Source organism: Microbispora sp. CL1-1, from assembly GCF_012034195.1.
Taxonomy (GTDB): Bacteria; Actinomycetota; Actinomycetes; order Streptosporangiales; family Streptosporangiaceae; genus Microbispora.
Map to the genome: position 1 here is coordinate 1 of NZ_JAATEK010000045.1, position 20,914 is coordinate 20,914.

Here is a 20,914-nt window from a genome sequence, read left to right on the forward strand (position 1 = left end):
ACAGTGACACACCCAGCGCACGCCTCGTCGGCCCGGGGCGACCCCCAACAGAGCCGGCTAGACCTTACGGTCCGCGTCCTTTTCGGCTTCTGCGACGAGTTCGACCAGGTCGGCCAGGATCTTCGGGGTCGCGGCGATGGTTACTCGGGACCTCATCGTGTGCGGGGTGCCGTCGATGTCGGTGACGATTGCTCCGGCTTCGCGGGCGATGGCGACGCCTGCGGCGGTGTCCCAGGGGTTGTTGGACAGCATGATGCAGGCGTCGGTCTTGCCGTCCGCGACCCAGGCGAGATCGACGGCGGCGGAGCCGAACATGCGGACGCGCTGCACGCGGGCGGCGAGCCGGTAGTTGAGCGGAAGCCGGACGCGGTTCCTGGCCTCGGCGTCCTCACCTACGGCGTAGTCGCCGACGGAGACGATGGCGGCCTCCAGGGCGTCGGTGATGCTCGCGCTGATCGGCCGGCCGTTGGCGGTGGCTCCGGCGGCTTCCGCTGCCGCGTAACGCGTGCTCAGGAAGGGGAGGTCGATCACGCCGAGGATGGAGCGGTCGTGGTCGATCAGGCCAAGCGAGGTCCCGCACAGCGGGATGCCGTGGGTGAAGTTGGCGGTGCCGTCGAGGGGATCGAGCGCCCACATGATGCCATCGCCGGCATTGGTGATGCCTTCCTCCTCTCCCAGGAACCCGATCTCCGGGGTTTCCCGTGACAGGAAGTCGCGTACGGCGTGCTCGACGGCGTAGTCCACTTCGGTGACCATGTCGCGGTCGCCTTTGGCGGTGACCACTCCGGGGAGCTTGGTCGTGATGATGTGGCCGGCGATGGTGACGGCCTGCTCGGCTAACGGCAGCAGCGCGCGGGCGTCAACGGTCATACGGGTGTGCTCCGCTCCCACCTAGAGATGAAGACCTGCTCGAAGACGGGAAACAGCCCGTCGGCGGCGGTGTTGCCGCTCACGACGAGCGTAGGCGAGCCGGCTCCGCAGGCCGCCGGGAGGCCCCGGACCGTAGGCTCGGGGCACAACCGCGCTCTCCCGACGCCGGACGGCCCCGCCCTCGTGCTGACCTCCGCGGAAATCAGGGTGGCGTTGGTCTGCAGGTGGTGGCGGATGCGGCGCTGCTCGCACGACTCCTCGAACGGGGCCGGCATCGCGGTGAACCGGCTGACGCCGATGGTGAGCGGTTCCCCGCCGTGCCACACAATGTGATGCCTCCGCACGGTGATTGCATTGCCGCCGGAGTCTTACCTTCGGGTCAGCCCCGCAGGGTGGTGATGACCTTCTCGATACGCCGCTGACGCGTCTCGGGCTTCTTCGCGCTCTCGACGGCGCGTACATGCTCACGCTTGCGGCTGTACGCGAGTTCGTCGTACGCGGCACGGGCGACGGGGTCGGCGTCCAGAGCCTGTGCGAAGTCCTCTGGCTCGACGACGACGCGCGGCTCGGTGTCGAGCTCCAGTTCGACCTCGACCTCGTCGCCGATCGCGACACCTGCGGCCTGCCGGTTGGCATTGCTGAGACCGAGCAGGTGGCGGCCGCGTAGGAGGGCGACCCGGCTCTTCCAGGAGTGCCCGTTGACTGTGATCGTCACGGGCGGCCGCGGGCCCCCGCCGAGCGCCGCCACCACCTCGGACGGAACTTCCAGGCCCCGCATGGGCTCAGGTGGCTCAACGTGGGTCCGGAACTTCATGATCTTCTCCTGTTCGTCCTGCCGGTTCACCGGCACTCGGGGTCACAGCCGTCCGGGACGGCGGCGGCAACACGCCCCCGCCGTCTCGGACGGCTGTGTGGCAAAGTTCGCGACTACTCCGCGTACGGCTGGTCGGTTCCCTGGTCGCTGTAGCCGAGGCTCCAGATGTAGCCGTCCGGGTCGGCGAAGGTGCCGCCGTACCCGCCCCACGGCAGAGCGCCGGCGGGCTTGAGGATCGTTGCACCGGCCTTCTCGGCCTCCGCCATGACCTCGTCGACCCGCGCCTGGCTGCGAACGACGTAGGTCAGGACCAGTCCGCTGAAGCCACTGCCTTCCTTGTCCGTGCCCACCTGAGCGGCCAGGCCGTCACGACTGTAAAAGCCGACAGGCGAGGCTCCGTCCGATTCGAAGAACACCGAGATGCCGAAGTCTTTCTGGATCTTCCAGCCGAGCCCCTCGACGTAAAACCTCTTGGCCCGCTCCATGTCCCGGACACCAAGAAGGATCGAGCTGACGTGCGCTTTCATGTCTTACTCCATTAGAAGAGATGGTTACGTGGTGCGGGTGATCATGTGCCCGGTCAGGCATCCAGGCAGGTCCCGGACGCCACCCCGGCGCGTGTGTCACTCGACGATAGAAGCGGCGGCCCGACCGGCGCTTCTTCAAACCTGACCGATGCCGCCGGTAACCCTGGCGGACACGCCGTTCTGGGTGGCCTCGCTGATCGTGGAGTCCTGGCTGCGCCAGGAGGAGAAGGTGTTGCCGGAGGGGAAGCCCGCGCTCTTGCGCCGGTTGCGTCGGGTGGCGCTGTCGCGGCCGACGACCTCCTCATTCAGCAGGACACGAACGACTTCGGCGAGGTCCCAGCGTTGCGCGCGGGCGGTGGCCGGCACCTCAAAGTTGCCCTCGAGCACGCGCCTGCGGCACCACACCCAATATGGCTGACGTCGCCGACTTGGCTGAACAACCCCTCGCGAAGTGGCTCCCAAAGGCACGGAAGAGACTGGATGAGCCGCGACAGCACAAGGCCCCTGACAGCGAAACTGCTGCTCAGGGGCCTGTCGTACGAGAGCCGCCTTGGGGAATCGAACCCCAGACCTTCTGTTTACAAGACAGATGCTCTGCCGATTGAGCTAAGGCGGCCTGTTACCCAGACGAGTTTAGTGGGCCCGGGGCCGTACCGTCACGATGAAATCACCGGCGACGATGCTGGGCGACCTCGTAGAGGGCGATCCCGGCGGCCACACCGGCGTTCAGCGACTCGGCGGCGGCGTTCATGGGGATGCGGGCGATCTGGTCGCACGCCTCCCTGACCAGGCGGGACAGGCCCTTGCCCTCCGAGCCGACGACCACGACGAGCGGCTCGGTCGCGAGCTCGACATCGGCGATGTCCACTGTGGCGGTGCCGTCGAGCCCGATCACGAACAGGCCCTCCTCCCGGTACGCCTGGAGCGTCTGGGTGAGGTTCGACGCGCGGGCGACGGGGAGGGTCGCGAGGGTGCCGGCCGAGGTCTTCCACGCCCCGGCGGTGACGCCCGCCGAACGCCGGGACGGGACGAGCAGCCCGTGCGCGCCGAAGGCGGTCGCCGAGCGCGCGATGGCGCCGAGGTTGCGCGGGTCGGTCACGCCGTCCAGGGCGACGATCAACGGCACCTCGGCGGCGTCCCTCGCCCGCTCCACGAGCTGCTCAGGATGCGCGTAGTCGTACGGCGGGACCTGCAGGCCGATGCCCTGGTGGACGGTGCTCTCGGTCAGCCGGTCGAGCTTGTCCCTCGTGACCTCCAGCAGCGCGATGCCGCGGTCGGCCGCGAGCTTGATGGCCTCACGCACGCGATCGTCGTTGTCGATCCGCTGCGCCACGTACAGCGCGTTGGCGGGCACGTGCGCACGCAGCGCCTCGAGCACGGGGTTGCGCCCACCGATGATCTCGGGGGCGTCCTCCCGGCGCGTACGGCTCGGCGTACGCGAGGACGAACTCCCGCCGCCCCGGGCCTCGCGCTCGATCCGCTCGGCGCGGGCCTTGTCCTTGTACCAGTGCCGCATGTGCGCGGGCGGCGTCGCTCCCTTGCCCTCAAGGGAGCGCCTGACCTTGCCACCCGAGCCCTTTGCCGGCCCCTGCTTCTTCGACGGCTTCCCTGAAGCCCTTCCCGCCATGGTCTCTAGCGTAGGGCCACGCCTACTGTGCCAGCTCCCACCGCGGGCCCTGCGGGGTGTCCTCGACCACGATCCCTGCCGCCGCGAGCTGGTCGCGGATCGCGTCGGCCGCCGCGTAGTCCTTGCGGGCTCGCGCGGCCTGTCGCTGCTCCAGCGCCACGGCCACGAGCGCGTCAACGACCTCCCGGAGCCCCGAGTCGCCGGTCGTACGCCACTGCGCCGACCTGGGGTCGAGGCCGAGCACGTCGAGCATGTTCTGCGTCTCGGCGAGCAGCCGGGCGACCTGCTCCTTGTTGCCCTGGGCCAGCGCGACGTTGCCCTCGCGGACGACCTCGTGGATCACGGCGAGCGCCTGCGAGACGTTCAGGTCGTCATCCATGGCGTCCACGAACGCCTGGGGCAGCGGCGCGGCGGCGTCCACGTCGTGGATCACCTCGGCCGCCCGTGTGACGAACCCCTCGATCCGGCGGTAGCCGGCCGCCGCCTCCTGGAGCGCCTCGTCGGAGTAGTCGATCGGCGAGCGGTAGTGCGCCGCGACCAGGTAGTAGCGGAGCTCGACCGCGCGCACCTTGCGGAGCATGTCGGGGATCAACAGCGAGTTGCCGAGCGACTTGCTCATCTTCTCGCCGCCGAGCGTGAGCAGCCCGTTGTGCAGCCAGTAGCGCGCGAAGCCGTCGCCCGCCGCCTGCGACTGGGCGATCTCGTTCTCGTGGTGCGGGAAGATCAGGTCGACCCCGCCGCCGTGGATGTCGAACGTGCTCCCGAGATATTTGGTCGCCATGGCCGAGCACTCCAGGTGCCAGCCGGGACGGCCCTTGCCCCACGGCGTCGGCCACGTGGGCTCACCGGGCTTGGCACCCTTCCACAGCGCGAAGTCGCGCGGGTCGCGCTTGAGCGAGTCGGTGTCGGTGTCCCCCGCCGCCCACATGTTCTCCAGCTTCTGGTTGGAGAGCTTGCCGTATCGGTCGGCGTAGGACATCACGTCGAAGTAGACGTCGCCACCCGCCGCGTACGCGTGACCCTTGTCGATCAGTCGCCGCATCAGCTCGATCATCTCGGGCACGTGACCCATGGCCCGGGGCTCGACAGTCGGCGGCAGGCAGCCGAGCTGGTCGTACGCCCAGGTGAAGGCGCGCTGGTTGCGCTCGGCGACGACGAACCAGGGCACGCCTTCCTCGGCGGCCACCCTGATGATCTTGTCGTCGAGATCCGTGACGTTGCGGCAGAAGGTCACGTCGTAGCCCTGCCGCGTCAGCCACCGGCGAAGCACGTCGAAGTTCACGCCGGACCTGATGTGCCCGATGTGCGGCGGAGCCTGAACGGTCGCACCACACAGATACATCGAGACCCGGCCGGGCTCGACCGGTACGAATTCACGGACCGTACGCGTGCTGGTGTCGTAGAAGTGCAGGCTCACGAAGGCAAGGCTAACGCCTGGCAGCACAGCACAGGGCTAGTTGGGCGTCCGTGAACGGCTTGATGCGGCCGATCATGGAAACTTCCGACACATAAGTCCTGATATAACCCGAAACAAAACCCGTCACGATCTGTACGGCCGGCCGCGCGGGCTTCATCGGACCGGCACGAAGCCCGGCCGGACACGCAGCGTCGCCAATACCGCGCCGGACCGGAGCCGGACCCGGAGCCGGAGCCGGATCGGAGCCGGTTGCCCTGAGCTGGGGCCGAACCGAGCCGGACCGCGCCAGGGCGGGCCGGAACCTAACCGGACCCGGGGGTGCCAAACCGAGCCGCGCGGGAACCAGATCGGGGGCAGCCGGGGGCCAGGACCCGAAGCGAGCCGGGCCAAGGCAGGGCCGAGCCGGGCGGGGCCGGGCGCAACGAGAGCGCGTCGAAGGTTCCCGGCGCGGTCGTTGATTACCGTCACGAAGCCGATGATCACGATTACCGACACGAAGCGGGTGATCACGCGATTGCGATCGATCGTCACTCCGATTCTGTAGGCTCGAAACGCCATGGACGTGACTCCCCCCGGCGCGGCAGGCACGGCCTCCCGCCCGTCCCGAAACACCCCCTCCGGATTCCCGCTGGTGCTGCGCCGCCTGGCCATCGGCCTCGCAGGCGCCGCCATCGCGGTTCTCGCGGGGATCGCCTGCGCGCTGTCCTTCGACGACCTGCGGGCTCTGGCCGTCTCCGGGCGTGCCGAGCCGCAGCTCGCCTACCTGTACCCCTCGGCGTTCGACGTTCTGCTGGTCGTCGCCCTGGTCAGCGTGCCGTTGCTGCGGGGCGCGCGCTTCCTGGTCCGCTTCCAGGCGGGCTTCGTCCTGATCCTGCTCCTGGCGTCGGCCGCCGCCGCGAACGCCGCGACCGCCGTCGGCATCTCCTTCGACCCCGACGCCTCCGCGCTCGTCGTCGCGTTGGCGCCCTGGGTGATGCTCGCCGTCGGACTGTGGCTGCTGCTGCTCCTGCTGAAGCACGTGCGCACCAACCGGGCCGATCTGGACGACGACCTTGATGACGAGTCCGACGACGACTCCGATGACGACCTGGTGCCCTTCGACGGCGCGCGCGAGCGCCGGACCGCCGTCACCTCTCCCTATCCGGTGGCCGCGCGAGAGCGCCCCACATCCGCGCCCGACGTCACCGCCCCCTCCGGCCCCGAAAACCCGCACACCGCACACCCCGCTCCCGCGCAGCCGCACCCCGCTCCCGCGCACCCGCACACCGCTCCCGCGCACCCGCGCCCTGCCCCCGCGCACCCGCACACCGCTGCCGTGCACGCCGTCGCCGAGGAGCACGGCGCGCCGCCCCTGCAGCCGGTTCCCGAGGCCGTGGCACCCCCCGGCTACGTCCCTCCGCTGCCGGTCAGCCCGGTCTCGGAGACCGTCGCGCCGCCCGAGCTCGCCCCGCCGCTGCCCGTCGCCCCTCCGCAGGCCGAGGATCCGCAGGCCGAGGATGAGGACGGCGTACGGCTGCCATCCGAGGCGATCAGGGAAGACGTCTCCGAACCCGCGCAGGAAACCGCATCCGAGACCGCATCCGAGACGGTCGCGGACCAGGCGGATGACGAGCCCGATGCCCTGCCGGTCGTACCTCCGACGGCGGCGCCCCACACCCCGCCCGTCACTGAACAGGCCGAACCGGCCGCCGCAGAACCTGCCATCACGGAGCCCGTCGTAACAGAACCGGCCGCCGCAGAACCTGCCATCACGGAGCCCGTCGTAACAGAACCGGCCGCCGCAGAGCCGGCTATGACGGAGCCGGCCGTGACGGAGCCCGGCGCCGAGACGGCCGCCCAGCCCGCTCCGGAGGCACCCGCCCCCGCCGAGACGGGTGGCAGCCCGGCGCAGCCCCGCCGCAACCGTCCCGTGCGCTGGGGCGACCTCGTACGGCCGCACACCGGTGACGTCCTCGTGCACCCCCGCCCCAAACCGGACGAGCCCGCCGACGCCGAGCCTGAGCGGGCCGAAGACGAGGCGGGCGTCGACACCCAGCCGCTCCGCCAGATCAGGGACGTGCCGGATCCCGCCCACGCGTCCGACTGCGCCGATCCCGGCGAGCAGGACGGCGGGCGCGAGCCGTACGCCGCGCAAGGCGGCCAGGACGCGCCGGAAGCCGGGGACACCGGGAAAGACACCGACGGAAACAGCGATGTCCCGATGGCGCCTCCGTCCGGTCGGATGCGCAGCACGCCCCGCCCGCCCGCCTGACCGCCCCGGCTACAGCACCCCGCCGCACAGCGCCCACCTGAACGACACCCACCTGGACAGCAGCGCTCCATCTGCTGAAGCGCGTAGGCCCGCCCGGCTGGAGAACCAGCCGGACGGGCCTGCGCGCTAGGGGGTGAGGGCGGGGGGCCGCCCCACCGAGTGAATGCCTTACACCCGCGACCCTCGCTTGAGGCCGGCGACGATGCCGACGCCCACGACGGCCAGTACGACCTGCATGACCAGTTCGATCCAGTCGATGCCATCCGTCGTCGCCACGCCCAGGACCTGGGCGATCGCGGTGCCGATGAGCGCCGCGACGATACCGACGACGATCGTCAGGATCCAGCCGATCGGCTGGCGGCCCGGCAGGAGCAGTCGGCCCAGAGCGCCGATGACCGCACCGATGACGATGGCGCCGAGAATGGACTCGATTGTCATATCGACCTCCCGATGAGGGTGACCCTTTCATCCTCGGACAGTGGGCTACCCCATGGAAGGGAAATATGCGTCCCATGAAAGAAAAAAGAGGGCGGCGGCTCGATTCCGCGCCTTGGTTCGAGCCGCCGCCCACGCGTTAGTGAGACGCTCCGGGTCTCATTCTGGTTGGCATGTCCGATTGGAACGGAACATTCATGCCGAGAGGACCTTCAGACCGGGATGATCAGAGCGGTCGCGATGGCCGCGACGCCCTCGCCGCGACCGGTGAGCCCGAGGCCGTCGGTCGTGGTCGCGCTGACGCTCACCGGCGCCCCTGCGGCGGCCCCGAGGGCCTTCTCCGCCTCCGCACGGCGAGGTGCGACCTTCGGGCGGTTCCCGATGATCTGGACGGCCACGTTGCCGATCTCGAATCCCGCCGCCCGCACCTGGCGGGCCGCCTCCTCCAGGAGGGTCACACCGGCGGCACCCGCCCAGCGGGGATCGGAGGTGCCGAAGAGCGCGCCCACGTCTCCGAGCCCGGCCGCCGACAGCAGCGCGTCGCAGCAGGCGTGCGCCGCGGCGTCGCCGTCGGAGTGACCGGCAAGCCCGGTCTCCCCCGGCCAGAAAAGGCCGGCGAGGTGAAGCTCCCTACCTGATGCGAAAGGGTGGACGTCGACTCCGACGCCCACCCTTGGCGATGTGATGTTCAGGAGTTCAGCACCTCGTCGAGCAGGGCCTCCGCCTTGTCCTCGTTGGTCTTCTCGGCCAGCGCGAGCTCGCTGACGAGGATCTGGCGGGCCTTGGCGAGCATGCGCTTCTCACCGGCGGACAGGCCGCGCTCCTTGTCGCGCCGCCACAGGTCACGCACCACCTCGGCCACCTTGTTGACGTCCCCCGACGCCAGCTTCTCAAGGTTGGCCTTGTAGCGGCGGGACCAGTTGGTGGGCTCCTCCGTGTGCGGCATGCGCAGCACGTCGAAGACCCGCTCGAGTCCCTCTTGGCCGACGACGTCGCGCACACCGACGAGCTCGGCATTTTCCGCTGGTACCTGTACGGTCAGGTCGCCCTTGTCGACCTTCAGCACCAGGTAGGTCTTTTCCTCACCCTTGATGGTTCGGGTCGTGATGGCCTCGATCCGAGCAGCCCCATGGTGGGGGTAGACGACAGTGTCGCCGACCTGGAAAGTCATGTGACGAGTACCCCTTCCGCTGTACTCCAGGGTACCACGCGGTTACCGCCTCCCGGAACAGTGAAAGGAACATAACTGCAGGTCAAAGCCTCGTTTTGGGGCTTGACAAGCCATCCACTCTGTGAATCGGCATACAGGACATACCGGGTGACCTGCACTGCTGCGGCCTGTGGACCGGGAGCCGACGCCGGACCGGTGACCGGCGCGGATAAGGTGATTGCTGCCCATACACGTGCGTACCAAGGAGACCTCGAACCGTGACCAGCAGCAGCCGTCGCAGGGCGATCGCCGTTGCCGCGCTCCTCGCCGCCGCCATCCCTGCACTGGCCGCGTGTGGCGCCGGTTTCGACGCCAACACCAACGCGCCGTACGCCCCGAATGAGGCGGGTGTCCTCTATGACGGCGACGGCCCCGACAAGGCATACGGCAAGAACGGCGTCATGATCCCGCAGGCGTTCATCCTCGGGCCCGACTCCGGCCAGCAGCTCGCCGAGGGCGGGTCGGCGCCGCTCTACCTGACTCTCCTGAACAGCACGGGAACGGACGACCAGCTCACCAGCATCGTCCCCGAGGAACAGAAGGCCACCTCGGTCAACGTGCAGAGCCCCATCGACCTCCAGCCGGGCGTGCTCGTCAAGACCCCCGGGGTCACGGTCGACGGCCTGAAGACGGCGCTGCGCGGCGGCGAGAGCATCAAGCTCTCGCTCCAGTTCAAGAACGCCGGCGACATCTCGCTCACCGTGCCGGTCATCGCCCGCAGCCGCGAGTACGCGACGCTGCCTCCGGCGCCGACGGCCACGCCCACGGCCCCGCCCGCCACCGGGAGCCCGGTGCCGTCGGACGCCGCCACCCCGGAGACCACCGAGGGCACCTCCACTGGTACGCCCGCCGAGAACGCCGGCTGACGGCCGTGCGGACGTCCATCTGGACGTCCTGTAGACGCGCAGGAGCCCCTGTCCGGCCGGACAGGGGCTCCTTTTCGTCCGAGGGGCCGCGTGAGCCGTACGAGCCCTTACAGGCTCACTCGTCGGCGGGGTCGAACTTGTAGCCCAGACCACGCACGGTGAGGATGCAGCGGGGGTTGGACGGGTCGGCCTCGACCTTGGCCCGCAGCCGCTTCACGTGCACGTCGAGGGTCTTGGTGTCGCCCACGTAGTCGGCGCCCCACACCCGGTCGATGAGCTGACCGCGGGTGAGCACCCGCCCGGCGTTGCGCAGCAGCACCTCCAGCAGCTCGAACTCCTTCAGCGGGAGCTGCACCTGCCGGCCGCGCACGGCCACGATGTGCCGGTCGACGTCCATGCGGACCGGTCCCCCGGTCAGGACGGCCGACTCCACCTCCTCGACGTCGCCCTGCCGGCGCAGCACCGCGCGGATGCGCGCCACCAGCTCGCGGGACGAGAACGGCTTGGTCACGTAGTCGTCGGCGCCGAGTTCGAGGCCGACGACCTTGTCGATCTCGCTGTCCTTGGCGGTCAGCATGATGACCGGCACCTTCGACCGCTGCCTGAGCGAGCGGCACACCTCGGTGCCGGGCAGGCCCGGGAGCATCAGGTCGAGCAGGACGAGATCGGCGCCGTTGCGGTCGAACGCGTCCAGCGCGTCGGGGCCGGTGGCCGCCACCGCGACCTCGTACCCCTCTTTCCTCAGCATGTACGACAAGGCGTCCGAGAACGACTCCTCGTCCTCGACGACGAGTACCCGAGTCACTGAGCGGCCTCCTGGGGAATGGTCGTGCTTGGTACGGGGACCGCCTGACCGCCGAACGCGGGAAGGCGAAGAGTGAAGGTCGAGCCGGAGCCCTCTTTGCTCCACACCGTGACCTCGCCGCCGTGGGCGACGGCCACGTGTTTGACGATCGCGAGACCGAGCCCGGTGCCGCCGGTGGCCCGGGACCTGGCCGCGTCGACGCGGAAGAACCGCTCGAAGATGCGCTCCTGCGCGCTTTCCGGGATGCCGATGCCCTGGTCGCTCACGCTCACCTCGACCGTGTCCCCGGCCGGCCTCGCGCTGATCACGACGCGGGTGTGCTCGGGGCTGTAGGCGACGGCGTTGTCGATGAGGTTGCGCAGCGCGGTGACGAGCAGCTCGTCGTCGCCCCAGACCTTGAGGCCCTCGGTGCCGCCCGCGACGAGCGCGATGTCCTTGGCCGACGCCTTCGTGTTGCACCGGTCGATGGCCTCGTGCACGGCCTCGTCCACGGACACCTGCTCGGGCGCCGGGATGGGCTCCCCGCCCTGGATCCGCGACAGCGTGATCAGGTCCTGCACCAGGTAGGTGAGGCGGGCGGCCTCGTGCTGCATCCGGCCGGCGAACCGCCGTACGGCCTCGGGGTCGTCGGCCGCGTCCTCGACGGTCTCGGCGAGCAGGCTCAGCGCGCCGACCGGCGTCTTGAGCTCGTGGCTGACGTTCGCCACGAAGTCCCTGCGCACCGCCTCGACCCGCTGCCGCTCGGTCTGGTCCTCAGCGAGCACGAGCACCTGCCCGTGGGTGCCCAGCGGAGCGACCCGCACCGCGAACGACGTGGACTCCTGCCCGAACTTGCGGCCGGCGGTCTCGATCTCGCTCTCGCGGATCTCGCCGTCCCTGCGGACCTTCCTGGCCAGTGCGAGTAACTCGGCCGCCATGAGCGACTCACCGCGTACGAGACCGAAGGCCCGCGCGGCCGAACTGGCGCGCAGCACGCGGTCTTCGCGGTCGAGGACGACCGCCGAGGAGGGCAGCACGGCGAGCACCGACGCCACCCCCGGAGGCAGGCCGTCGTCCACCGGTTCCGGTGTGCGGGGCTTGTCCGCCTGCCGTCGGATCGCGAGCATGACGAAGGAGCCGAGGACGAATCCGCCCATCGCCGCCAAGCTCGCCAGCAACTCGTTCACATTCAGCAGCCTAGGCGGCATTTCTGGTTGTTCCACCTGCCCGACCTGGCACTACGCCCTGTTTCCGGAAAAGTTCATCCGGCGGTCGGAATTCGTTCACAGACGCGCGCGTAGCGTGGCGGCCATGCGCGACGCCTATCACGAAGAGCTTGCGGCCCTGACCGACCGCCTGGTGGAGATGACCCGCCTGGTGCGGTCGGCCATGTCGAGGGGGACGACCGCCCTGCTCGACGCCGACCTCCAGCTGGCGGAGAGCGTCATCTCCCAGGACAACGAGGTCGACCGGCTGCACCAGGAACTCGAAGCCTCGATCTTCGAGCTGATGGCCACGCAGCAGCCGGTGGCGGTCGACCTGCGTAACGTCATCACCGCCCTGCGGATGGCCGCCGATCTGGAGCGTATGGGCGACCTCGCCGAGCACATCGCCAAGCTCGCCCGCATGCGCCACCCCGAATCCGCCATCCCGGCCGAGCTGCGTGACACGTTCGTGGAGATGGGCGCCATCGCCGAGAACCTGATCACCAAGGCGGGCAGCTGCATCGCCTCCCGCGACATCGAGCTCGCCAAGGAGCTGGAGGAGGACGACGACGCGATGGACCGCCGTCACCGCCGTCTCTTCCGCGTCCTGCTCTCCAAGGACTGGGAGCACGGCGTCGAGGCCGCCATCGACATCACGCTGGCCGGCCGCTACTACGAGCGGTACGCCGACCACGCCGTACGCGTCGCCGCCGACGTCGTGTACCTGGTCACGGGTACGCGCGACCTGGACGCCCCCGCCGGCTGACTCAGCCGCGTACGGGGGCGCGAAAGCTCCGGTCCTCGGGGGGCCGGGGCTTTCGCGTATCCGGCGAATCGCCGGATCGCGGTGGTCGAGGTCGGGTACGAGAGCCCGACCGGAGCCCTGGCGCTGTCGGACGGCTACGGGACGAGGCTGAGGGGGCTCACCACGCGCGGCCCGGGTTCCTACCGGGTCCGGGTCCACCTGCGCGGCCGCGAGCTGGTCTACCAGGTGGCCTATCCCCCGGACGGCGCGGTGGAGCTCCTGGTCCAGGTGTTCCCCGGTAAGGCGAAGAAGCCGGTCGTCCACAAGTGACAGCGGTCGTCTGCAAGTGACAGAAGGCCGCGCCCCACAGCGGGACGCGGCCTTCGTGACAGACGTGAGAGGTTACTTCTTGCCCTGGTTGGCGACGGCCTCGATGGCGGCCTTGGCGGCCTCCGGGTCGAGGTATTCGCCCTTGCCGACCGGGCGGAAGTCGGCGTCCAGCTCGTAGCGCAGCGGGATGCCGGTGGGGATGTTCAGGCCCGCGATGTCGGCGTCGCTGATGCCCTCCAGGTGCTTGACGAGCGCGCGCAGCGAGTTGCCGTGCGCCACCACCAGCACGTCGCGGCCGGCCGCCAGGTCGGGCACGATCTCGTCATACCAGTACGGCAGCATGCGCGCGACGACGTCCTTGAGGCACTCCGTGCGCGGCACCAGCTCGGAGGGCAGCAGGGAGTAGCGGCCGTCGCCGAGCTGGGAGTACTCGTCGTCGTCGGCGATCGGCGGCGGCGGCACGTCGTAGGACCGGCGCCACAGCATGAACTGCTCGTCGCCGAACTCCGCGCGGGTCTGGGCCTTGTCCTTGCCCTGGAGCGCACCGTAGTGGCGCTCGTTCAGCCGCCAGGAACGCTTGACCGGCAGCCACAGCAGGTCGGCCGCCTCAAGCGCGAGGTCGGCGGTCTTGATGGCCCGGGTGAGCACCGAGGTGTGCACCACGTCGGGCCGGATGCCGGCCTCAAGCAGCAGCTGACCACCGCGCCGCGCCTCCTCCTCGCCGGTCGGCGAGAGTGTGACGTCCACCCAGCCGGTGAACAGGCCTTTGACATTCCATTCGCTCTCGCCGTGCCGCAGCAGCACCAAAGTCGCCATACGGCCAATCCTATCGGCGTGCGGCAGAGGCCCCGTTGGTCAGGACTCGACCACCCGCGCGAAGGCCCGCAGGTTGGCCAGCGACTCGCCGCGCTTGACCCGCCACTCCCACTCGCGCTTGATGGACGACGCGAAGCCCAGCTCCAGCGCGCGGTCGAACGACTCGTCCGAGTAGGTGAGGACGCAGCCGAGCACCCGGTCGATCTCCTCCTCGGTCACCGCGTCGAGCGGCAGCCGGCCGACCAGGTGCACGTCGCCGGTGGCGTCGACGGCGAAGTGGACACCGTACATCGAGCCGTTCTTGTGCAGCAGCCAGCGGTAGAACTCGGCGTGGTTCTCGTCGGGCTGCCGGCAGAAGAACGCCTCGATGTTGAGCGCCTGGTCGCCGATGACGAGCCAGGTCAGCGTGGCGAGCTTGTGCTGGCCCGGCAGCCTGACCAGGAACGCGCCCGGCTTCGGCCGCTCGTAGGACAGCTCGGCGGACTCCAGCGCCGACGCGATGACCGCTTCCAGATCCGGTCTCATACGCCCCACACTACGAGCTGACCGCGACGGGGGTCTGGTGGAGCTGGGCCATGGCGCCGGCGTAGACGTCGGCCAGCCGGGCGGCCGTCGCCGACCAGCCGAAGCCCGTGGCGTGGTGCACGGCGTTGGCGGCCAGCTCGGCGAGCCGGTCCGGACGCCGTGCCAGCACGGCGAGCTCCCGCGCCCAGTCGTGCGGGTTGTGGCCCGCCACCAGCACCCCGGACACGCCGTCCTTGACGGCCGTGCGCAGGCCGCCGACCGCCGCGGCGACGACCGGCGTGCCGCACGCCTGCGACTCCAGCGCGACCAGCCCGAACGACTCGTTGTAGGAGGGCACGACGGTCACGTCGGCGGCCCGATACCAGTCGGCCAGCTCCGGCTGCGGCGCGGGCGGCGCGAGCCGTACGACGTCGGTGATGCCCAGCTCGGCCGCGAGGTCGCTGAGCAGGGAGGGGCGGGCGAGGCCGTTGCCGCTGGGCCCGCCCACGCAGGCCACCAGGAGCCGCGAGCGCAGCGAGGGGTCCTCCACGAGCATCCGGGCGGCGGCCCTGAGCAGCACGTCGGGGGCCTTGAGCGGCTGGATGCGGCCCACGAAGAGCAGCACGTGGGCGTCCTGCGGCAGGCCGAGACGGCGGCGTGCCGCACCCTTTGACGCGGGCTGGAAGACGGCGAGGTTCACGCCGGGGTTGACGACCGCCACGCGCTCGCGCGGCGCGCCGTACAGGCTGATCAGCTCCTCGGCCTCGGCGGCGGTGTTGGCGACCAGGCGGTCGGCGACCTCCACGACCTGCTCCTCGCCGAGCACGCGCACCGCCGGCTCGGGCTTGTCGCCCTCGGCGAGCAGGAGGTTCTTCACCTTGGCCATCGTGTGCATGGTGTGCACGAGCGGCACGCCCCAGCGCTCCTTGGCCAGCCAGCCCACCTGGCCCGACAGCCAGTAGTGCGAGTGGATCACGTCGTAGCGGCCGGGGTCGTACATCGCCTCGGTGCGCAGCACGCCGGACAGGAAGCCGCACAGCTGCCCGGGCAGATCGGCCCGGTCGAGCTCCTCGTACGGCCCGGCGGTGACGTGGCGGACGAGCACGCCCGGGGTCAGCTCGGCGACCGGCGGCAGGTCACGGGCCGTGCGGCGGGTGAAGATCTCCACCTCGATGCCCAGCGCCGCGAGCCGTTTGGCGACCTCGAGAATGTAGACATTCATGCCGCCCGCGTCCCCCGTGCCTGGCTGGTCCAGCGGGGACGTGTGCACGCTGATGGTCGCGACGCGGTTGACCCGACGCCGTAACACCGACACCCGAACCACCTCCGAGAGCGTTATAACCACCAAAATCATCACCGGATTCCCCGACATCTGTGAGCGCCGGGGGTCCTGAGAGGATGTCGCCTGCCGATTGAGGCGATATGGAAGGACGATGGCGGTGACGATGACCAATCCCGCGACCGGTCCCGCGACCGGTCCCGGGGCGACCGAGACCGTGGTCAGGACCGCGGTGGTGACCGGCGCGAGCAGCGGCATCGGCGAGGCGACGGCCCGCCGGCTCGCCGCGGAGGGATACCGGGTTGTGGCGGCGGCGCGACGGCGCGACCGTCTCGACGAGCTCGCGGCCGAGGTGCCCGGCATCCGCCCGGTGACGCTGGACGTGACCGACCAGGCGTCGGTGGACGCGCTGGCCTCCTCGCTGGACCGCTGCGACGTCCTGGTCAACAACGCGGGCGGCGCGTTCGGGCTCGAACCGGTGGCCGAGGGCCGGGTGGACGACTGGCAGCGCATGTACGACGTGAACGTGCTCGGGAGCCTGCGCATGACCAGGGCCCTGCTGCCGAAGCTCATCGCGTCGGGCGACGGCGTGCTCGTGATGCTCACCTCGACGGCCGGGCTGGTGTCGTACGAGGGGGGCGGCGGCTACTGCGCGGCCAAGCACGCGCAGACCTCGATGACCGAGACCCTCCGCCTGGAGCTGTGCGGCGACCCGGTGCGGGTCGTCGAGATCGCGCCGGGCATGGTGAAGACCGACGAGTTCGCGCTGACCCGCTTCCGCGGCGACGCCGAGCGGGCCGCCAAGGTCTACGAGGGCGTCCCCGACCCGCTGACCGCGGACGACGTCGCCGACGTGATCGCCTTCGCCGTGACCCGCCCGTCGCACGTGAACATCGACAGGCTGGTCGTCCGGCCCCGCGCGCAGGCCGCCCAGCACAAGGTGCACCGGGTCGCAGCGGGGACATGAGGCCGGCGCGCCCGGGCCGGCCCGTCGGCGCGGTCACGCGGGGCACCACCGGGCACAACCGGCTGCGCCGCTGCGACCGCTGGATCGCCGCCGTGTACGGCCCGCTGCTGCGCTCGGCCAGGGCGGGGGCGGCGCCGCTGGTCGTGGACCTCGGCTACGGCGCGTCCCACACCACGACGACGGAGCTGTTCACCCGGCTGCGCCGGGTCTGCCCGACGGTCGAGGTGGTGGGCGTGGAGATCGCCCCCGAGCGGGTCGCGGCGGCCAAGCCGTACGAGCGGGAGGGGTTGTCGTTCGTCAGGGGCGGCTTCGAGCTGCCGGTCCCCCGGCCGCCGATGATCGTGCGCGCCTTCAACGTGCTGCGGCAGTACGGCGAGGCCGAGGCGTGGGAGCACTGGCACCGGCTGCGGGCCGGCCTGCATCCCTCGGGCGTGCTCGTGGAGGGCACCTGCTCTGAGGTCGGCCACCGGGCGACCTGGGTGGCGCTCGGCGCGGAGGGGCCGCGCACGCTCACCCTCGCGGCCCGGTTCACCGGCTTCGGACGCCCCTCCGACCTGGCCGAACGCCTGCCCAAGACGCTGATCCACCGCAACGTGCCCGGCGAGCGGATCCACGCGTTCCTCGCCGACTGGGACCGCGCCTGGGCGACCTGCGCCTCCTTCGGCGCGTACGGCACGCGCCAGCGCTGGATCAAGGCGGCCGAGCTGCTGGCGCGCGACTGGCCGGTGGAGACGACCCCGCCGACCGGCGGTCCCGGCCGCTGGCGGCTCGGCGAGCTGACCCTGCCCTGGAGCAGCGTCTCCCCCCGCGGTTGACGTACGAGGCGGTTGATAACGTCCGGCCCATGCGTTTCGTCCTCGACCCGGAGATGACCCCCGAGCTCTTCGAGGAGCTCCTGAGCTGCTGGGCGGAGGTCACCAACGCGGGCGGCGCGGTGGGCTTCGTGCCTCCCGTGACGCCGGAGGACATCAGGCCGACGGCGGACCGGGCGTTCGCCCGCACGCGCGCCGCCGCCGGGCCGCAGGCCCCCGACAGCCTCCTCGTCGGCTTCGGCGACGACGGCGCCCCCGGCGCGTGGCTCATCCTGGGCGACAACGGCTCGGGCCTGCGGGCGCACTGGCGGTGGCTGCTGCGCGTGCAGGTCCACCCCAAGCACCAGGGCAAGGGGTATGGCCGGGCGCTGCTGCTCGCCGCCGACGACGCCGCCAGGTCGCTCGGCCTGGAGGCGTTGCAGCTCACCTGCCGCGGCGGCACCGGGGTCGACCGCTTCTACGCGAGCGTGGGCTACCAGGAGGTCGGGCGGGTGCCCCGCTCGATCCGGGTGACCCCCGGCGACGACCGCGACGAGATCTACATGCTCAAGTGGCTGTGAAAGTTTTGGCCTAATGCTTAGCCAATGTCCTGTAGAGCCGATTCGAACACGGCATAAGCTGCGGTGTTGAACAGTACGAAGCGCACCTCTTCCACCACGGCCGGGGCCGCCTGCCGTACCGCGGTGATCGCGACGCGGGCGGCGTCCTCGACCGGCCACCGGTAGATCCCCGTGGAGATCGCGGGGAACGCCACCGTGCCGGCGCCCAGCGCGTCGGCGACGACGAGCGACTCCCGATAGCAGGAGGCGAGCAGATGGGATCGGTCCTCGCTCCGCGAGTGCACGGGCCCGACCGTGTGGATCACCCATCGCGCGGGCAGACGCCCGGCGGTGGTCGCGACCGCCTGCCCGGTCGGCAGCCCTCTCCCGTAGCGGGAGGCGCGCAGCGCCCGGCACTCCTCGAGGATCTCGGGGCCGCCGCGCCGGTGTATGGCTCCGTCCACCCCTCCGCCGCCCATGAGCGAGGAGTTGGCCGCGTTGACGATCGCGTCCACCCGCTGCTCGGTGATGTCACCTTCGACCAGAACGATTTTCATGCCACCCACCTCTCTACAGGACGTAGTACTACCCCGGGTAGGCTGAATCACGTGAAGGGACTGGGAGAGCTCGAACGCAGCATCATGGACATCCTCTGGGCGGAGAACACCCCGCTCACCGCCCGCGAGGTGGGGCGCCTCATCGAAGACCGCGACCTCGCGCCGACGACCGTGATGACCGTGCTCGACCGGCTGGCCCGCAAGGGCTTCCTCAACCGCACCCGCGACGGCCGCGCCTGGCGCTACCAGCCGGCCGCGAGCCGTGACGCGTACGTCGCCGAGCTGATGCTCGAAGCCCTGGACCTCACCGGCGACCGCGACGCGGCGCTGACCCGCTTCGCCCGCGCCGTCTCCGGGTCCGAGGCCGAGATCCTGCTGAAAGCCCTCACGGAGCTGGAGGAAGAGTGATCGCGGCGGCGGTCCTCGCGGCGCTCGCGATGATCTGCGCGGTCGCCGCGTGGCGGCTGACGTTCGCGCGCTGGACCTGGCGCGCACCGCGCACGGCGATCCTGCTGTGGCAGTCGCTCGGGCTGACGTGGGGGCTCGCCTCCATCGGCGCCCTGCTCGCCTTCGCGCTCGACCCCTACCGCAAGGGCATCGTGCACGGGTTCGCGGAGTTCCTGCTGAGCGTGGAGTTCGGCGCGCGACAGCCGTACGACTACCTGCGGCTGGCCGCGCTGATCGCCGGCCTGGCGCTGCTCGCGGTGCTGGTGACCCTGCCTCTCGCCGCAGGCGCGCAGACGCTGCGGGCCCGCCGCCGCCACCGGCTCCTGCTCTCGCTGGTCGCCAGGGACGAGCCGGCCGTGCCCGGCGTGCGGGTGGTCGACTTTCCCGGGGCCGCCGCCTACTGCCTGCCGGGGCTCAAGTCGGAGGTCGTCATCAGCGACGGGACGCTGCACCTGCTGTCGTCCGCGGAGCTGGAGGCCGTGCTCGCGCACGAGGCCGCCCATGTGCGCGAGCGCCACGACCTGGTGCTCCTGCCGTTCGCCGCGCTGCGCCGCGCGCTGCCGTGGTCGAGGCTGGTCCGCGACGCGCAGGCGTCGGTGGAGCTGCTGGTCGAGATGGCCGCCGACGACCGCGCCCGGCAGCGGTGCTGCCCGCGCAGGCTGGCCACCGCCCTGCTGCGCTTCGGCGCGTCGGCGGCGCTGCCCACGCCGCAGGGCGCGCTCGGCGTGTCCGCGCCGTCCAGCGTGATGGCCAGGGTCGACCGGCTCGTACGGCCCGAGGTCACGCTTCCGGCCGCCCACCGCTTCCTGATCCTGGCCATCTCGGTGGTGCTCGCCATCAGCGCCCCGCTGCTCTGGCTGCTTCCCGGTTGACCCGGCTCTTGCCCGGCCATGGGTGCTAGCTGGAACTATCCATCGTGTTTGCAATTGCAAGCAGCGCGAGGCAGACTGGGGGCATGGAACTGCCCAAGGTCGCCTCGCTCGGTGAGTACATCCGCCAGCAGCGGCAGCAGGCGAAGATCTCGCTTCGTCAGCTCGCCGCGCAGGCAGGTGTGTCCAATCCTTACCTGAGCCAGGTGGAACGGGGCCTGCGCAAGCCGAGCGCGGAGATCCTGAACCAGATCGCGAAGGGTCTGCACATCTCCGCCCAGGCGCTCTACGTCCAGGCCGGTCTCATCGAGGACCGCGAGCCGCACAGCGACGTGCTGGCCGCGATCCGGGCCGACGTCACGCTCACCGGGCGGCAACGCCAGGTGCTGATCGACATCTACGAGTCGTTTCGCAAGGAGAACCGGGCCGACTCCGCCCAGCCGCCGCAATCGGCTGAGCATCTCGGGGACGACCCGGTTCTCCCACGCGACGGCATTACACCGGATTCGAGGGAAGGATAACCCATGACCATCACAACCCAGGCCAAGAAGATCACGGAGTCGAAGCCGTTCTACGCGCTCACCGGCGCCGGCGACTTCGCCGTGGAGAAGGCCCGCGCCTACGCCTCCACCGTGCAGGACAAGGCGGAGACCGTCGCCCGTGAGCTGCCCGAGAAGGCCAAGGGCTACGCCTCCACCGTGCAGGACAAGGCCGAGACCGTCGCCCGTGAGCTGCCCGAGAAGGCCAAGGGCTACGCCGCCGACGCCGCCGCCCGGGTCACCCGGCTGTACGACGACCTGGCCAGCCGTGGCCGCAAGGTCGTCAGCCGCGTGAGCGGCGAGGCCGCGCTGGAGCTGACGGAGGTCTCCGAGACCGCCGAGCCGGCGATCGCCGCCAAGAGCACCACCAAGCGCACCGGTCGCGCCCGCGCCACTGCCCGGAGCTGATCCGCGGCCAACGCGAACCACACGGCGGCGGCCCGCCTTCCCTCCGGGGGAGGCGGGCCGCCGCCGTTTCGCTTCCCACGGGAACCGGTCCTTCGC

General features: G+C 70.6%; 27 protein-coding genes and 1 tRNA gene. 11 read left to right on the forward strand and 17 right to left on the reverse strand.

Annotated elements, in window-relative coordinates:
* Positions 1-57 precede the first annotated feature (57 nt).
* The 8 genes from HCK04_RS33990 to cysS form a co-directional block, all read right to left on the reverse strand.
* Positions 58-870: an inositol monophosphatase family protein gene (locus tag HCK04_RS33990; RefSeq protein WP_142651460.1), complete on the reverse strand. Its 813-nt coding sequence runs from the start codon at positions 868-870 to the stop codon at positions 58-60.
* Positions 867-1,214 carry a hypothetical protein gene (locus tag HCK04_RS33995; protein ID WP_142651461.1) on the reverse strand — a complete coding sequence of 116 codons (348 nt, stop codon included), beginning with the start codon at positions 1,212-1,214 and terminating at the stop codon, positions 867-869. The genes HCK04_RS33990 and HCK04_RS33995 overlap by 4 nt, the downstream gene beginning before the upstream one ends.
* A 35-nt stretch (positions 1,215-1,249) precedes the next feature.
* Positions 1,250-1,684: a YdeI/OmpD-associated family protein gene (locus HCK04_RS34000; protein WP_142651462.1), complete on the reverse strand. Its 435-nt coding sequence runs from the start codon at positions 1,682-1,684 to the stop codon at positions 1,250-1,252.
* 113 nt (positions 1,685-1,797) lie between these two features.
* Positions 1,798-2,211: a VOC family protein gene (locus HCK04_RS34005; protein WP_142651463.1), complete on the reverse strand. Its 414-nt coding sequence runs from the start codon at positions 2,209-2,211 to the stop codon at positions 1,798-1,800.
* A 135-nt stretch (positions 2,212-2,346) separates the two neighbouring features.
* Positions 2,347-2,598 carry a hypothetical protein gene (locus tag HCK04_RS34010; protein ID WP_205831059.1) on the reverse strand — a complete coding sequence of 84 codons (252 nt, stop codon included), beginning with the start codon at positions 2,596-2,598 and terminating at the stop codon, positions 2,347-2,349.
* A 156-nt stretch (positions 2,599-2,754) separates the two neighbouring features.
* Positions 2,755-2,827: transfer RNA gene (locus HCK04_RS34015), tRNA-Thr, on the reverse strand.
* 51 nt (positions 2,828-2,878) lie between these two features.
* Positions 2,879-3,838 carry a 23S rRNA (guanosine(2251)-2'-O)-methyltransferase RlmB gene (gene rlmB / locus HCK04_RS34020; RefSeq protein ID WP_142651464.1) on the reverse strand — a complete coding sequence of 320 codons (960 nt, stop codon included), beginning with the start codon at positions 3,836-3,838 and terminating at the stop codon, positions 2,879-2,881.
* Positions 3,839-3,860: 22 nt separating this feature from the next.
* Entirely contained in the window at positions 3,861-5,255 is a 1,395-nt protein-coding gene (gene cysS / locus HCK04_RS34025; RefSeq protein ID WP_142651465.1) for a cysteine--tRNA ligase, read from the reverse strand.
* Positions 5,256-5,811: 556 nt separating this feature from the next.
* Here cysS and HCK04_RS34030 point away from each other — a divergent pair.
* A complete protein-coding gene (locus HCK04_RS34030) occupies positions 5,812-7,506 on the forward strand; it encodes a DUF2637 domain-containing protein (protein ID WP_142651466.1) in 1,695 nt (564 codons plus the stop codon).
* A 168-nt stretch (positions 7,507-7,674) separates the two neighbouring features.
* Here HCK04_RS34030 and HCK04_RS34035 read toward each other — a convergent pair whose 3' ends face one another.
* From HCK04_RS34035 to HCK04_RS34045, 3 genes are all read right to left on the reverse strand, one after another.
* Positions 7,675-7,944 carry a GlsB/YeaQ/YmgE family stress response membrane protein gene (locus HCK04_RS34035; protein ID WP_142651467.1) on the reverse strand — a complete coding sequence of 90 codons (270 nt, stop codon included), beginning with the start codon at positions 7,942-7,944 and terminating at the stop codon, positions 7,675-7,677.
* 209 nt (positions 7,945-8,153) lie between these two features.
* A complete protein-coding gene (gene ispF / locus HCK04_RS34040; RefSeq protein WP_142651468.1) occupies positions 8,154-8,612 on the reverse strand; it encodes a 2-C-methyl-D-erythritol 2,4-cyclodiphosphate synthase in 459 nt (152 codons plus the stop codon).
* Between the two features lie 17 nt (positions 8,613-8,629).
* Positions 8,630-9,112, reverse strand: coding sequence for a CarD family transcriptional regulator (locus tag HCK04_RS34045; RefSeq protein WP_030510364.1), 483 nt, complete (start codon positions 9,110-9,112; stop codon positions 8,630-8,632).
* A gap of 257 nt (positions 9,113-9,369) precedes the next feature.
* Between HCK04_RS34045 and HCK04_RS34050 the strand changes: the two genes are divergently transcribed.
* Complete coding sequence (locus tag HCK04_RS34050; protein WP_142651469.1) at positions 9,370-10,017, forward strand: copper chaperone PCu(A)C; 648 nt, start codon at positions 9,370-9,372, stop codon at positions 10,015-10,017.
* A 115-nt stretch (positions 10,018-10,132) separates the two neighbouring features.
* Here the strand turns inward: HCK04_RS34050 and HCK04_RS34055 are convergent, their stop codons facing one another.
* Both HCK04_RS34055 and HCK04_RS34060 read right to left on the reverse strand, forming a co-directional pair.
* Complete coding sequence (locus HCK04_RS34055; protein ID WP_142651470.1) at positions 10,133-10,822, reverse strand: response regulator transcription factor; 690 nt, start codon at positions 10,820-10,822, stop codon at positions 10,133-10,135.
* The gene (locus tag HCK04_RS34060) at positions 10,819-11,928 is read right to left on the reverse strand and encodes an ATP-binding protein (RefSeq protein ID WP_240972085.1); all 1,110 of its coding nucleotides are present in this window, start codon (positions 11,926-11,928) and stop codon (positions 10,819-10,821) included. Before HCK04_RS34060 ends, HCK04_RS34055 begins: the two co-directional genes overlap by 4 nt.
* Before the next feature lie 184 nt (positions 11,929-12,112).
* Between HCK04_RS34060 and phoU the strand changes: the two genes are divergently transcribed.
* Entirely contained in the window at positions 12,113-12,772 is a 660-nt protein-coding gene (phoU, locus tag HCK04_RS34065; RefSeq protein WP_142651471.1) for a phosphate signaling complex protein PhoU, read from the forward strand.
* A gap of 81 nt (positions 12,773-12,853) precedes the next feature.
* Entirely contained in the window at positions 12,854-13,081 is a 228-nt protein-coding gene (locus tag HCK04_RS34070; RefSeq protein ID WP_142651472.1) for a hypothetical protein, read from the forward strand.
* A 72-nt stretch (positions 13,082-13,153) separates the two neighbouring features.
* On the opposite strand, the gene HCK04_RS34075 is transcribed toward HCK04_RS34070, so the two are convergent.
* The 3 genes from HCK04_RS34075 to mshA are packed head-to-tail and all read right to left on the reverse strand — an operon-like array spanning position 13,154 to position 15,716.
* Entirely contained in the window at positions 13,154-13,897 is a 744-nt protein-coding gene (locus HCK04_RS34075; protein ID WP_142651473.1) for a phosphoglyceromutase, read from the reverse strand.
* Between the two features lie 39 nt (positions 13,898-13,936).
* The gene (locus tag HCK04_RS34080; protein WP_142651474.1) at positions 13,937-14,422 is read right to left on the reverse strand and encodes a YbjN domain-containing protein; all 486 of its coding nucleotides are present in this window, start codon (positions 14,420-14,422) and stop codon (positions 13,937-13,939) included.
* 10 nt (positions 14,423-14,432) lie between these two features.
* Entirely contained in the window at positions 14,433-15,716 is a 1,284-nt protein-coding gene (mshA, locus tag HCK04_RS34085; RefSeq protein WP_260617507.1) for a D-inositol-3-phosphate glycosyltransferase, read from the reverse strand.
* 181 nt (positions 15,717-15,897) lie between these two features.
* On the opposite strand from mshA, the gene HCK04_RS34090 reads away from it, so the two are divergent.
* Genes HCK04_RS34090 through HCK04_RS34100 form a run of 3 tightly spaced genes read left to right on the forward strand, consistent with a single transcriptional unit; the run spans position 15,898 to position 18,019 of the window.
* A complete protein-coding gene (locus tag HCK04_RS34090; RefSeq protein WP_221890018.1) occupies positions 15,898-16,647 on the forward strand; it encodes an SDR family NAD(P)-dependent oxidoreductase in 750 nt (249 codons plus the stop codon).
* Positions 16,644-17,462, forward strand: a complete 819-nt coding sequence (locus HCK04_RS34095; RefSeq protein ID WP_142651476.1) for a class I SAM-dependent methyltransferase — start codon at positions 16,644-16,646, stop codon at positions 17,460-17,462. The genes HCK04_RS34090 and HCK04_RS34095 overlap by 4 nt, the downstream gene beginning before the upstream one ends.
* Positions 17,463-17,491: 29 nt before the next feature.
* The gene (locus HCK04_RS34100; RefSeq protein ID WP_142651477.1) at positions 17,492-18,019 is read left to right on the forward strand and encodes a GNAT family N-acetyltransferase; all 528 of its coding nucleotides are present in this window, start codon (positions 17,492-17,494) and stop codon (positions 18,017-18,019) included.
* 17 nt (positions 18,020-18,036) lie between these two features.
* On the opposite strand, the gene HCK04_RS34105 is transcribed toward HCK04_RS34100, so the two are convergent.
* Positions 18,037-18,555, reverse strand: coding sequence for an O-acetyl-ADP-ribose deacetylase (locus tag HCK04_RS34105; protein WP_142651478.1), 519 nt, complete (start codon positions 18,553-18,555; stop codon positions 18,037-18,039).
* 51 nt (positions 18,556-18,606) lie between these two features.
* Here HCK04_RS34105 and HCK04_RS34110 point away from each other — a divergent pair, with 51 nt between their 5' ends.
* The 4 genes from HCK04_RS34110 to HCK04_RS34125 all read left to right on the forward strand — a co-directional run bounded on the left by HCK04_RS34110 (position 18,607) and on the right by HCK04_RS34125 (position 20,818).
* Positions 18,607-18,963, forward strand: coding sequence for a BlaI/MecI/CopY family transcriptional regulator (locus HCK04_RS34110; RefSeq protein ID WP_079316189.1), 357 nt, complete (start codon positions 18,607-18,609; stop codon positions 18,961-18,963).
* Complete coding sequence (locus HCK04_RS34115; RefSeq protein ID WP_142651479.1) at positions 18,960-19,874, forward strand: M56 family metallopeptidase; 915 nt, start codon at positions 18,960-18,962, stop codon at positions 19,872-19,874. The genes HCK04_RS34110 and HCK04_RS34115 overlap by 4 nt, the downstream gene beginning before the upstream one ends.
* Positions 19,875-19,957: 83 nt before the next feature.
* The gene (locus HCK04_RS34120) at positions 19,958-20,392 is read left to right on the forward strand and encodes a helix-turn-helix transcriptional regulator (RefSeq protein WP_142651480.1); all 435 of its coding nucleotides are present in this window, start codon (positions 19,958-19,960) and stop codon (positions 20,390-20,392) included.
* 3 nt (positions 20,393-20,395) lie between these two features.
* Positions 20,396-20,818: a hypothetical protein gene (locus HCK04_RS34125; RefSeq protein WP_142651481.1), complete on the forward strand. Its 423-nt coding sequence runs from the start codon at positions 20,396-20,398 to the stop codon at positions 20,816-20,818.
* Positions 20,819-20,914 lie beyond the last annotated feature (96 nt).

Bases quoted from the DNA above. Each gene is read 5' to 3' on its own strand.
- HCK04_RS34095 (WP_142651476.1), top strand. From the start codon at position 16,644: ATGAGGCCGGCGCGCCCGGGCCGGCCCGTCGGCGCGGTCACGCGGGGC.
- HCK04_RS34075 (WP_142651473.1), bottom strand. From the start codon at position 13,897: ATGGCGACTTTGGTGCTGCTGCGGCACGGCGAGAGCGAATGGAATGTC.
- HCK04_RS34120 (WP_142651480.1), top strand. From the start codon at position 19,958: ATGGAACTGCCCAAGGTCGCCTCGCTCGGTGAGTACATCCGCCAGCAG.
- HCK04_RS34080 (WP_142651474.1), bottom strand. From the start codon at position 14,422: ATGAGACCGGATCTGGAAGCGGTCATCGCGTCGGCGCTGGAGTCCGCC.
- HCK04_RS34105 (WP_142651478.1), bottom strand. From the start codon at position 18,555: ATGAAAATCGTTCTGGTCGAAGGTGACATCACCGAGCAGCGGGTGGAC.
- rlmB (WP_142651464.1), bottom strand. From the start codon at position 3,838: ATGGCGGGAAGGGCTTCAGGGAAGCCGTCGAAGAAGCAGGGGCCGGCA.
- HCK04_RS34030 (WP_142651466.1), top strand. From the start codon at position 5,812: ATGGACGTGACTCCCCCCGGCGCGGCAGGCACGGCCTCCCGCCCGTCC.
- HCK04_RS34100 (WP_142651477.1), top strand. From the start codon at position 17,492: ATGCGTTTCGTCCTCGACCCGGAGATGACCCCCGAGCTCTTCGAGGAG.
- HCK04_RS34005 (WP_142651463.1), bottom strand. From the start codon at position 2,211: ATGAAAGCGCACGTCAGCTCGATCCTTCTTGGTGTCCGGGACATGGAG.
- HCK04_RS34125 (WP_142651481.1), top strand. From the start codon at position 20,396: ATGACCATCACAACCCAGGCCAAGAAGATCACGGAGTCGAAGCCGTTC.
- HCK04_RS34045 (WP_030510364.1), bottom strand. From the start codon at position 9,112: ATGACTTTCCAGGTCGGCGACACTGTCGTCTACCCCCACCATGGGGCT.
- HCK04_RS34035 (WP_142651467.1), bottom strand. From the start codon at position 7,944: ATGACAATCGAGTCCATTCTCGGCGCCATCGTCATCGGTGCGGTCATC.
- HCK04_RS34060 (WP_240972085.1), bottom strand. From the start codon at position 11,928: ATGCTCGCGATCCGACGGCAGGCGGACAAGCCCCGCACACCGGAACCG.
- HCK04_RS33990 (WP_142651460.1), bottom strand. From the start codon at position 870: ATGACCGTTGACGCCCGCGCGCTGCTGCCGTTAGCCGAGCAGGCCGTC.
- phoU (WP_142651471.1), top strand. From the start codon at position 12,113: ATGCGCGACGCCTATCACGAAGAGCTTGCGGCCCTGACCGACCGCCTG.
- HCK04_RS34000 (WP_142651462.1), bottom strand. From the start codon at position 1,684: ATGAAGTTCCGGACCCACGTTGAGCCACCTGAGCCCATGCGGGGCCTG.